Source organism: uncultured Traorella sp., from assembly GCF_944327115.1.
Classification (GTDB): Bacteria; Bacillota_I; Bacilli_A; order Erysipelotrichales; family Erysipelotrichaceae; genus Traorella.
Genome location: NZ_CALVGS010000002.1, coordinates 1 through 10,860, shown reverse-complemented (window position 1 = coordinate 10,860; position 10,860 = coordinate 1). Strand labels below are relative to the sequence as shown.

The 10,860-nt window shown below is 42.7% G+C and carries 12 protein-coding genes; 11 read left to right on the top strand and 1 reads right to left on the bottom strand.

Annotated elements, in window-relative coordinates:
* The 8 genes from Q0K35_RS00110 to Q0K35_RS00075 form a co-directional block, all read left to right on the top strand.
* Nucleotides 1–629, top strand: a 629-nt coding sequence (locus tag Q0K35_RS00110) for a (Fe-S)-binding protein (protein WP_294560457.1), incomplete at its 5' end; no start/stop codon positions are given.
* Nucleotides 619–951, top strand: coding sequence for a hypothetical protein (locus Q0K35_RS00105; RefSeq protein WP_294560455.1), 333 nt, complete (start codon nucleotides 619–621; stop codon nucleotides 949–951). The genes Q0K35_RS00110 and Q0K35_RS00105, both read left to right, overlap by 11 nt.
* 1 nt (nucleotide 952) lies before the next feature.
* Complete coding sequence (locus tag Q0K35_RS00100; RefSeq protein WP_294560453.1) at nucleotides 953–1,654, top strand: PHP domain-containing protein; 702 nt, start codon at nucleotides 953–955, stop codon at nucleotides 1,652–1,654.
* Nucleotides 1,644–2,243, top strand: coding sequence for an ATP-binding protein (locus Q0K35_RS00095; RefSeq protein ID WP_294560451.1), 600 nt, complete (start codon nucleotides 1,644–1,646; stop codon nucleotides 2,241–2,243). Before Q0K35_RS00100 ends, Q0K35_RS00095 begins: the two co-directional genes overlap by 11 nt.
* A complete protein-coding gene (locus Q0K35_RS00090; RefSeq protein WP_294560449.1) occupies nucleotides 2,188–2,553 on the top strand; it encodes a (2Fe-2S) ferredoxin domain-containing protein in 366 nt (121 codons plus the stop codon). The genes Q0K35_RS00095 and Q0K35_RS00090 overlap by 56 nt, the downstream gene beginning before the upstream one ends.
* Before the next feature lie 2 nt (nucleotides 2,554–2,555).
* Entirely contained in the window at nucleotides 2,556–4,352 is a 1,797-nt protein-coding gene (nuoF, locus tag Q0K35_RS00085) for an NADH-quinone oxidoreductase subunit NuoF (protein WP_294560447.1), read from the top strand.
* Between the two features lie 12 nt (nucleotides 4,353–4,364).
* Complete coding sequence (locus Q0K35_RS00080; RefSeq protein ID WP_294560445.1) at nucleotides 4,365–6,104, top strand: NADH-dependent [FeFe] hydrogenase, group A6; 1,740 nt, start codon at nucleotides 4,365–4,367, stop codon at nucleotides 6,102–6,104.
* Nucleotides 6,105–6,131: 27 nt separating this feature from the next.
* Nucleotides 6,132–7,082, top strand: a complete 951-nt coding sequence (locus Q0K35_RS00075; RefSeq protein ID WP_294560444.1) for a Gfo/Idh/MocA family oxidoreductase — start codon at nucleotides 6,132–6,134, stop codon at nucleotides 7,080–7,082.
* Here the strand turns inward: Q0K35_RS00075 and Q0K35_RS00070 are convergent.
* Nucleotides 7,077–7,796, bottom strand: coding sequence for a GTP pyrophosphokinase family protein (locus Q0K35_RS00070; protein ID WP_294560443.1), 720 nt, complete (start codon nucleotides 7,794–7,796; stop codon nucleotides 7,077–7,079). The two genes, Q0K35_RS00075 and Q0K35_RS00070, sit on opposite strands and share 6 nt — an antisense overlap.
* A gap of 175 nt (nucleotides 7,797–7,971) precedes the next feature.
* On the opposite strand from Q0K35_RS00070, the gene Q0K35_RS00065 reads away from it, so the two are divergent.
* From Q0K35_RS00065 to Q0K35_RS00055, 3 genes are all read left to right on the top strand, one after another.
* Nucleotides 7,972–9,651, top strand: coding sequence for a DEAD/DEAH box helicase (locus tag Q0K35_RS00065; RefSeq protein WP_294560442.1), 1,680 nt, complete (start codon nucleotides 7,972–7,974; stop codon nucleotides 9,649–9,651).
* Between the two features lie 78 nt (nucleotides 9,652–9,729).
* Nucleotides 9,730–10,326 carry a 4Fe-4S binding protein gene (locus Q0K35_RS00060; protein ID WP_294560441.1) on the top strand — a complete coding sequence of 199 codons (597 nt, stop codon included), beginning with the start codon at nucleotides 9,730–9,732 and terminating at the stop codon, nucleotides 10,324–10,326.
* A gap of 182 nt (nucleotides 10,327–10,508) precedes the next feature.
* Nucleotides 10,509–10,860: hypothetical protein (locus tag Q0K35_RS00055; RefSeq protein ID WP_294560440.1), on the top strand; the 352-nt coding region annotated here is incomplete at its 3' end.

The window sequence follows — 10,860 nt, the reverse complement described above, 5'->3', positions numbered from 1 at the left end:
GTCCTGCCAAGCTGGCTTTTGGGAAATATCCGTATGGAAATGTCAACAGCGAGATCGATCATTGTCTTTCGATCGTAGATCTGTTTCCTAACATCAATAGCTATCGCAATCATGAGGAGGCAGATGTCGAATTATGTAAGGAAGGCATCCGTTCGGTAGCCTGTGGACTTGGACAGCGCTTTGATGCCCAGATCTTATCTGTGAATGGGATGGATAAGGTTTTGAAGGCTTTGGAGCTGAGTGAGTTTGGTCTTTTAAAGGAAGTAAAGTATCTGTCGCTGAGCGCTTGTTTCAACGGTTGCATCGGCGGACAGTTTTTATGGGGAAATCCTTTCAATGGAAGGATCAATATGCATGAGCTGATGAAGAGCGCTCACGGAAAGATAAAGTATTATACGCTTGAAGAGCTTCGAAAGGATAAGGATGAGCAAAAGCTGCAGCCAAAGAATATGATGGAACAATTGAAGCGATTCAGTGCGGTCAATGAAATTTTTGATCATCTTCCGGGCTTTGACTGTGGTGCCTGCGGTTATCCGTCCTGTCGCAGCATGGCAGAGGCCATCGTTGATAAAGAGCAGTGTCTGGAAGATTGCCGGATCATTAAAAGGAGAGAAAAGGATGCAGGTTAAAGAATTTGCGCAAAAGACGGGTTTTAAGATATGGGCAAGCGAGAAGGCGCTGGAAAAAGAAATTTCAGGTGTCTTTGTCGGTGATCTGTTAAGCTGGGTCATTGGCAACAGTGAAGCAAATCAGATATGGATCACGGTCCAGAGTCATCTTAACAGCGTTGCTGTAAGCGCTTTGAAAGAAATCAGCGTGCTGGTGATCGCCCAGGATGCAAAGATCGAGCAGGAAGTGATCGATCGGGCACTTGAAGAGGATATCGCTTTATGTGCAAGCAGGCTTTCAGCTTATGAAATCTGTAAGAAATGTGTGGAGCTAGGGTTGTAGCATGCGTGTCGATCTGCATATTCATTCAGCGCTCTCTCCCTGTGCCAGCGATGATATGACACCGCATAATATAGTCAATATGGCAAAGATATGCGGTTTGGAAATGATCAGTGTCTGTGATCATAATACGCTGGGACAGCAGCGAGTCATGGCTGAGGTAGCCCGAAAGCTTGATATGGGATATGTCTATGGTGTGGAGGTGCAGAGCATCGAAGAAGTGCATCTGTGTATCTATTTTCAGGATTATTCAAGGGCGATGGTATTTGATGCGTGGTTAAAAGAGCATTTGCCTCTGATCAGAAATGATGTTCGTTATTTTGGCAATCAATGGCTGTTTGATGAAGCTGATGAAGTGGTTGCCGGTGAAGATGTGCTTTTGCTTCAATCGGTGAATCAGAGCATGGAGAATATCATCCGAAAAGCACATCAGTGTCAGGGGATCGTTTCCCTGGCCCATGTCTGTGATAAGGCAAATTCGATCATGACGCAATTAGGTTTTATTCCCCGGCATTTGGAATTTGATCTGATCGAAGTAAAAAATCAGGTCCAAAAAGAAATGGTGCAGCAGCTGCATCCATGGCTGAAGGAAGTGTTATGGATCAGAAACAGCGATGCACATTATCTTCAGGATATCGATCATTTTGAGGAAGATATTGATATCAGGATGTGGAAAGCGTTGTGGAGGGATGCAAATGATGGCTGATTTAAGCATGTATCTGTTAGATATTGCTTCTAACAGCATACGGGCAGGAGCATCTCATATCATGATACGCTTTGTGGACAGTAAAAAGAAAAATGAAATTTCTCTTGAAATCAGAGATGACGGAAAGGGCATGGATGAAGCGATGGTAAAAAAGGTACAGGATCCTTTCTTTACGACTCGCAAGACAAGAAAAATCGGTCTGGGGATACCGTTTTTCAAGGAATTGGCTCAACAGTGTGAAGGCCGTTTTGAATTGGAATCAAAAGTGAATAAAGGAACAAGGATCAAATGTACGATGAAAAAGGATCATTGGGATGTTCCTCCCAGAGGTGATATCGGTGATGCGCTGGTATTGGCTCTATGTATGAATGAAGCCGTTCATATTCACTTTGATTATATAAGTGATGAGAAGCAGTTTAGTTTTGATTCACAGCAAATCAGGGAAATCCTGGGCGATGTAAGCATCTGCGAAGCTGAGATTTCTTCTTGGTGCAAGGCTTATATCAATGAAGGTATCAAAGAGGAGGAAAAAGATGAAGTCATTAGCGGATTTAAAAGCTCTGCGCGATCAGACAAAGAAACGTCTTGACCTGCGCGATGGTGAAAATGATTACCGGATCGTTGTCGGTATGGGGACGTGCGGCATTTCTGCGGGTGCCCGTCCGGTATTGAACACCTTTGTGGAAGAGGTGGCGAAGCATAATTATAGTGCGTCTGTCACACAGAGCGGATGTATGGGGCTATGTTCCTATGAGCCGATCGTAGAAGTGTTTGATAAGCAGGGAAATAAGACAACTTATGTTCATATGAATCCTGCTAAGGCGGAAGAAGTTACGCGTAAACATATCGGACAGGGAGAAATCTGTGAGGAATTTACGATAGGAGCAGCAGGTAGATAAGTATGGAAAGAATGAATGTACTGATCTGCGGAGGAACGGGATGTACATCCTCCAAGAGTGATCTGATTGAGAAAGAGTTTAATCGTGTTTTAGAGGAAATGGGTCTGGATAAGGAAGTCAAGGTCGTAAAGACCGGCTGCTTTGGCTTATGTCAGAAAGGCCCGATCATTGCCATTCATCCGGACAGGGTCTTCTATTGTCAGGTAAAGGTAGAAGATGTCAGTGAGATCGTGAATGAGCATATTTATAAGGGAAGACGTGTCGAACGTCTGGAAATGCATGATATCGATGAGGAAACAAAGGAAAAAGTTTTCAGCATGGATAAGATCCGTTTCTATGCGAAGCAGAAGCGTGTTGCCTTGAAAAACTGTGGTGTGATCAATCCGGAGGATATCAATGAATATATTGCCCGTGATGGTTATATGGCCTTAGGTAAGGTGTTGACAGAAATGACGCCACAGGAGGTCGTTGATGAAATTAAGAAATCCGGACTTCGCGGACGTGGCGGCGGAGGCTTCCTTACAGGCTTGAAATGGCAGTTTGCCGCTCAGGAAGAGAGCGATCAGAAATATGTCATCTGTAACGCCGATGAAGGAGATCCGGGTGCTTTCATGGATCGTTCTATCTTGGAAGGTGATCCGCACAGCGTCATCGAAGCGATGGCGATTGCCGGTTATGCGATCGGTGCCAATTATGGTTATATCTATATCCGTGCCGAGTATCCGATTGCTGTTGAACGTTTGAATATTGCGATCAAGCAGGCCAGGGAATTGGGCTTGTTGGGAAAGAATATCTTTTCGACAGATTTTAGTTTTGACTTAGAGCTTCGTTTAGGTGCCGGTGCCTTTGTCTGTGGTGAGGAAACGGCTTTGATTGCCTCAATTGAAGGAAAGCGTGGCATGCCGATGCCAAAACCACCATTTCCGGCACATAAAGGTGTCTGGGGAAAACCGACGATCATCAACAACGTGGAAACACTTGCCAATGTAGCTCAGATCATCAATAACGGTGCTGACTGGTTCAAGTCGATGGGAACGGAAAAATCAAGCGGTACGAAAGTATTTGCCTTGGGTGGCAAGGTCGTCAATACCGGTCTTGTGGAAGTACCGATGGGTACGACGCTGCGTGAAGTAATTTATGAAATTGGCGGCGGCTGTCCGAATAATAAACGTTTTAAGGCTGTTCAGACAGGCGGCCCGAGCGGTGGCTGTCTGACAGAAGATGATCTGGATTCACCGATTGATTTTGATACGCTGGTAGCCAAGGGTTCGATGATGGGTTCAGGCGGTATGATCGTCATGGACGAAGATAACTGTATGGTCGATATCGCTCGTTTCTATATGGATTTCATTGTTGATGAATCTTGCGGCAAGTGTACGCCTTGTCGTGTCGGAACCAAGCGTCTTTTGGAAATGCTGACGGATATCTGTGAAGGAAGAGGTACGATGGAGCTGATCGATGAGATGGAACAGCTTTGTTATACGATCAAGTCTACCGCACTTTGCGGATTGGGACAGACAGCACCAAATCCGGTATTATCTACGCTGCGTTTCTTTAGAGATGAATATGAAGCACATGTTAAGGATAAACGCTGTCCGGCACATGTATGTAAGGCATTGCTCTCTTATTCGATCGATCCGGATAAATGTAAGAAGTGCTCTTTGTGTTCGAAGAAATGTCCGACAGGTGCGATCAGCGGTATTGCCGGTAAGGAAGTATTTAAGATTGATACAAGCAAGTGCATCAAGTGCGGTGCCTGCAGGGAAGCCTGCCACTTTGGCGCTGTTGAGATGAGATAGGAGGGCTTTGAGATGGTGAAATTAAAGATCAACAATCAGGAAATTGAAGCGGCAGAAGGATCTACGATCCTGGAAGCAGCCAGAGCCAATAATATTCATATCCCGACGCTTTGTTATTTAAAGGATCTGACGGGAACGGGCGCCTGTCGTGTCTGTCAGGTAGAAGTAAAGGGGGCACGTAATCTTTGTGCTGCCTGCATTTATCCGATCAGTGAAGGTATGGAGGTCTATACGAATTCTAAAAAAGCACTCGATGCCAGAAGAGGCGTTGTAGAGCTGATGCTTTCCAACCACTCTAAAAATTGTCTGCAGTGTATCCGCAACAATAACTGCGAACTGCAGCGCCTGGCCGCTCAGGTAGGGGTTCGTGAGGATGCCTTTAAAGGTGAAAAGACTAAACCGACCTTTGATGATGCCAGCGAAGGCATCGTCCGTGATACGAGCAAATGTGTTCTTTGCGGACGCTGTGTCAGCGCCTGTGAGAAAATACAGGGATTAGGTGTCTTAAACTATATCAATCGTGGCTTTAAGACGAGCGTCGGACCTGTCTTTGACCTGTCATTAAAAGATGTTAACTGTATGCAGTGCGGACAGTGCGTCAATGTCTGTCCGGTAGGTGCCTTGCATGAAAAGGAAACGATTCATGAAGTCATCGAAGCATTGAATGATCCTTCAAAGCATGTGATCGTACAAACAGCGCCGGCCATTCGTGCAGCACTCGGTGAAGAGTTTGGGATGCCGATCGGTACGAAGGTAACGGGAAAAATGGTAACGGCACTGAAGCTTTGCGGTTTTGATCGTGTTTATGATACGGATTATGGGGCTGATCTGACGATCATGGAGGAAGGAAATGAATTCCTTCACCGTATAAAAAAAGGCGGCGTGTTACCAATGATCACCTCCTGCTCACCGGGATGGGTCAATTATTGCGAAAGAGAATATCCGGATCTTTTGGATCATCTTTCCAGCTGTAAATCACCGCATATGATGTTTGGTGCCATCCTCAAGAGCTATTATGCGGAAGTGAAGGGCATCGATCCAAAAGACATCTATGTTGTTTCGATCATGCCTTGTGTTGCCAAGAAAGGTGAGATCAACAAGAAAGAAAATGTTCATGACGGCATGCAGGATGTCGATGCTGTTCTGACTACCAGAGAGTGTGCCCGTCTGATCAGGATGTTTGGTATTGATTTTGCCGATCTGAAGGATTCTGAATTTGATCAGGATATGTTTGGTGAATACTCAGGTGCGGGCGTTATCTTTGGTACCAGCGGCGGTGTCATGGAAGCAGCTTTACGAACAGTAGCGGATATCTTGGAAAATAAGGAATTAAAAAATATCGAATACAAGGCCGTACGTGGTGTGGAAGGCTTAAAGGAAGCAACGCTGGAAATTGCCGGCATGGAGATCCATGTGGCTGTTGCTCATTCCATGAAAATTGCGAAACCGCTTTTGGATGATATTCGAAACGGTGTCAGCAAATATCATTTCATTGAGATCATGGGCTGTCCGGGCGGTTGTATCAATGGCGGCGGTATGCCATATGTCAGCGCGGATGTACGTAACAGCGGCTTCAACTATAAAGCAAAGCGTGCAGCAGCGCTCTATGCGGAAGATGAAGAGCTGCCGGTACGTAAATCACACGAAAATAAGCAGATTCAGGCACTGTATGAAAATTATCTGGGCGAACCGAACAGTGAAAAAGCACATCATCTGCTTCATACGACTTACAATAAAAGAGAGAGATTTTAGAAAGGCTCATCGAGCCTTTTCTTCTTTATGATAAATATCGTAATTTTAGGATGTGGTCATATCGCAGAGCGCATTGCCACAGGCATTCACTATTCAAAGGGAAAGCTTTATGGCATTGCTTCAAGGGATCGGCAAAAGGCATCCTCGTTCGCCAAAAAATATCATATCGATCACATCTTTTCCTATGAAGAAGCCTTCAAGGATCCTGCTGTTGATCTGATTTATATCGCTACCGCAAATCCGACCCATACAGCACTTGGAAAAGAAGCCTTAAGCCATCATAAACATGTCATCATTGAAAAACCGCTGGCAGCTAATTGTCAGGATATCAAAGCACTTTTTGAAACAGCCGCCAGGCATCACTGCTTTTTGATGGAAGCCCATAAGACCTGTTTTACACCTCTCCAACAGATCATACGTAAAAGAGTCTGTGAAATAGGACCTCTTCATGCGATCAGCGCAAAATATTGTGCTTCATTTGATGAGAATGCATTGAAGGAGTGGAATGTAGAAGAAAGCATGGGTGGCAGTTTCTATGATGTCGGTGTCTATCCGATCTGCTTTTCACATTTATATGCACAAAGCGATATCAAGCAAATGAGCTTCCATGTCAAACCATATAAGGACTATCCCTGTGATTTTGAATGTGAATGTACGATTGAATATGGAAATGGGATCTTATCATCCTTGAAATCAAGCTGGCTGGAAAAAGAAGAAAATAAAGGAATTCTTATTGGAGAGAAAGGTCGTATCGAAATCATCGATTACTGGAAGAATACTCAGGCAATGATCATGATCAGCGATCAAGAGGAAATCATCCGAGTTGACCAAAAAAGTGATTTTACCGGTGAGATCGACCATGCGCTTGATTGCATACAAAAAGGACTTCTTCAAAGTCCGCTCATGTCAGAAAAATTCAGTTTACAAATATCACAGGTGCTGGAAGAGATGAAACGTCAGCGAAAAAAGGCTTTATGATGATAAAGTCTTTTTTTGTGAGGCTTCTTGAAGCATTTTCTTCAAAGCTTCAATCATTTCTTCATAGTCATCATTCTGATCAACTTCTTCCTGATGGACTTCCTCATTTAAAGCCAGCATTTTTTTATCTAAAAATTTTACGATGTCGGCACATTCCCGTAATTCTCGCTGAATATGAGGGGGAATGTCTTTTTCATATTTATAACGGATCTTGTGTTCGATCGAAGCCCAAAAATCCATGGCAATCGTGCGGATCTGTATTTCTACCTTGGTATTGATGCAGCCCTCCGCTAAATTGACAGGAACGGAAACGATGAGATGATAGCTCTGATAACCGCTTGGTTTTTGATTTTTGATATAATCCTTATGAATGAGGATCTTAAGATCCTGCTGTTTTTCAATCAGCTCAACCAATAAATAAATATCGCTCGTAAATTTACAAACGATGCGTATGCCTGCGATATCGTCAATATATCTGATCATGTTCTCCGCACTTATTTCAATATTATTCTTCTGCATTTTTTTAAAGATGCTCTTAGGCGTTTTGATACGTGAGGAGATATGTTCGATCGGACTATAAGAATTTGCAATCTTAAATTCCCGATTCAAGATGTTGATACGTGTAAGCACTTCTTCTAAAGCTGCCTGATAAAGCAACATCATCTTTTCAAGCTGTATTTTCATTTGAGGTAAGTTTTCTGCTACTTCATTCATCTATATCACCAAATTAATTATAACTCAAAAACTAACTATTTTATTCGTGATAATTTGTGAAAAAATGGGAGCAAAATGCAGGATGTTGGAAAAAAATGGCTCTTTAGAGGATTTCTTTTGCAATTACTGACAATAAATGGTATAGTGGAACAGATAACGATAGAAAGAGGAAAAAATGAGTAATTTTTATAAACTAGGTTTAAGTGAAGAAATTAATCGTGCGATTGAAGAGTGCGGTTATTTAGAACCAACAAAAATACAGGAAGATGCGATTCCTGTTTTAATGGAAAACCGTGATGTGCTTGGAAAAAGCAACACCGGTACAGGAAAGACAGCTGCTTTTGGGCTGCCGGCAATTGAAAAGGTGGATCCATCGATCCGTAAGCCCCAGATATTGATACTGGCTCCGACAAGAGAGCTGGATATCCAGATCGCAACAGAGCTGAGAAAGTTCTCCAAATATAAGGAAGGCGTCAAGATCGTTCCGATTTATGGCGGCGAATCGATTGAGAATCAGATACGTCTATTGAAAAGAGGCTGTAATATTGTCGTCGGAACACCGGGAAGAGTCATGGATCATCTGCGTCGCAAGACCCTTAAGTTAGATGATATCCGTATGGTTGTTTTGGATGAGGCGGATGAAATGCTGAATATGGGATTTAAGGAAGATATTGAAACGATTCTTAATTACATGGAAAAGGGAAGCTACCAGATGGCTTTATTCAGCGCAACGATGCCTGATGCTATCTTAAGGATCACCCAGCAGTTTCAACATGATCCTGTCACGATCGAGATAAAAAGTGCCCAGCGTACGATCGATACGGTCGATCAGATATATTATGAATGCCGCCGCGGACAGAAAAGCGAAGCTTTACGTGTTGTCTTAGAAACGCTTCATCCAAGCTTAACGATGATCTTTACGAATACGAAAAAGATGGTAGACGAGCTTGTTGATGAGCTGAACAGCTATGATATCAAGGCGATCGGTCTGCATGGCGATATGAAACAGCAGGTCCGGACAAGGGTCATGAATCAGTTTAAACAGCGGAATTATCCGATTTTGATTGCGACAGATGTTGCGGCAAGAGGAATTGATGTAGATGATATCGATCTGGTCGTCAATTATGATATACCTCAGGATCATGAATATTACATTCATCGTGTTGGCAGAACAGGAAGGGCAGGAAAGAAAGGACTGGCAGTTACGCTGGTTTCCGGAAGTGCCCAGAAGCGTTTTATCAAGGATATTTCAAGATATACCAAAACTCATATACGCAATGTTCCATTGCCAAGCAGTGAGCAGCTGATCGAACTGAATAAGAGAAAATATATCGAAAAGGTTCTTCAGGCATGTTCAGAAGGCATTAATTCTCAGACCTTTGAGATTGCTAACGAGCTATTAAGTGAAGGTGTTTCAATAGAAAATCTGGTCGGTGCTTTGATTTCGCTGAGCTATAAGCCTTTGGATGTCCGTGTGGATGAACCTGAGAAAAAGAAAGGCAAGATACGTAATTTCAAAGAGGGCGAAACAACGACCTTACATATCAATATCGGTAAAAACCAGGGAGTCACCCCAAGTCATATCGTAGCGGCAATTGCGGAATATACAAATGGTTCAAGTGATATGATCGGCAAGATTGAAATGAAAGGCTCTTATGCTTTGGTCGATATTGAAAACAGTGCCGTTGATCTGGTGCTTAACAGCATGCATTCATGTAAGATCAAAGGATTTGATGTGACAGTTAAATTAGATGGGATCAAAGGCCCTAAAAAGACTTCAGATAAAAAGAAAACTTCTTCAAGAAGGTCCTCACATCCTAAAACAGAAAAAAGAAGAACCCGTTCAGACCAATAAGACGGGTTCTTTTAAAATTACAGTCATAAAACATGAAAGAAAAAGCAAAAGCTTGTATAATGAAAACGGGTGAGAACAATGAAAAACAGAGTCGTCATCGATGGATCGAAGTGTACAGGCTGTGGGAATTGCATAAAGGTTTGTACGAATTCAGTCTTGCAGCTGATCAATGGGAAGGTACATGTCGTAAATGAAAAAAGATGTGATAACAATGGCTACTGCATGCAGTTTTGTCAGGCGGATGCCATGAGCTTTCAGCCGAAAGTAAAAAGCTTCTGCGTGGGCGATGAATGTGATTATGAAGCAACCTCAGAGCTTTACAACTGGCCGGTACAGATCACCAGCGTCAATTCAAACAATCGTTATCTGAAAGATTCCCGTTTGCTGATTGCGGCTGATTGTTCAGCTTATGCATATGCAAGTTTTCATCAGGATTTTATCCGTGATCATGTAGCTTTGATTGCCTGTCCCAAAAACGATCTGACCAATCATCTGTTGGAAAAATGTACCGACTTATTTAAAAATGTTAATTTTGAAAGCGTAGAGGTCATTGCGATGAATGCCCCTTGCTGCACTCCTTTATTGGAAACGATCAGAAAAGCCATCCGGCTTAGCGGTAAGGATTATAAGGTCTATGAAAGAATTGTCACACCTGATGGTGAAATATTTGAATGACAGAAACAAGCAGGGATAAATGTGATCATATCGCTTGACCATGTAAATGTAATAAATATTCGATAAAAGATGGTTGTTTTTTACAGAATGATCATCTTTTTATATAGTATTTATAGGGTAAAAATGATAATATAAATATAGATAGATATTTAGAGAATGAATTGATCAGGGAGGATAATTTTATGAAAAAAAAGTATTTTATCATGATGATGGCATCGTTTATCGTTTTAAGCGGTTGTAACAACATTTCCAAGAGTGAATATGACAATTTGAATGGAAAATATAATGCAGTCGTTGCCCATAGAGATGAGCTGGCAGCTGAGATTTCTGATCTTGAAGCTGAAAACCGTAAACTTGAAGCAGAGCTTGAACAGGTCAAACAGTTAAATGAGGTGAGCGATAGTAATGGAATGGTGAAGGTCGTGCTCAGTGGGGGATTTAGCGCAACCGTCCGTTCACTGATCCCAAATTATGCCATTCATGATGAACGCCCTCTTTGTGCTGTTGTCAATCTGTATCAGAGTGATCCATTTG

Excerpts from the sequence above, each read along its gene's own strand:
- Q0K35_RS00090 (WP_294560449.1), top strand. The coding sequence starts at position 2,188 with ATGAAGTCATTAGCGGATTTAAAAGCTCTGCGCGATCAGACAAAGAAA.
- Q0K35_RS00070 (WP_294560443.1), bottom strand. The coding sequence starts at position 7,796 with ATGAATGAAGTAGCAGAAAACTTACCTCAAATGAAAATACAGCTTGAA.
- Q0K35_RS00100 (WP_294560453.1), top strand. The coding sequence starts at position 953 with ATGCGTGTCGATCTGCATATTCATTCAGCGCTCTCTCCCTGTGCCAGC.
- Q0K35_RS00060 (WP_294560441.1), top strand. The coding sequence starts at position 9,730 with ATGAAAAACAGAGTCGTCATCGATGGATCGAAGTGTACAGGCTGTGGG.
- Q0K35_RS00105 (WP_294560455.1), top strand. The coding sequence starts at position 619 with ATGCAGGTTAAAGAATTTGCGCAAAAGACGGGTTTTAAGATATGGGCA.
- Q0K35_RS00095 (WP_294560451.1), top strand. The coding sequence starts at position 1,644 with ATGATGGCTGATTTAAGCATGTATCTGTTAGATATTGCTTCTAACAGC.
- nuoF (WP_294560447.1), top strand. The coding sequence starts at position 2,556 with ATGGAAAGAATGAATGTACTGATCTGCGGAGGAACGGGATGTACATCC.
- Q0K35_RS00065 (WP_294560442.1), top strand. The coding sequence starts at position 7,972 with ATGAGTAATTTTTATAAACTAGGTTTAAGTGAAGAAATTAATCGTGCG.
- Q0K35_RS00075 (WP_294560444.1), top strand. The coding sequence starts at position 6,132 with ATGATAAATATCGTAATTTTAGGATGTGGTCATATCGCAGAGCGCATT.
- Q0K35_RS00080 (WP_294560445.1), top strand. The coding sequence starts at position 4,365 with ATGGTGAAATTAAAGATCAACAATCAGGAAATTGAAGCGGCAGAAGGA.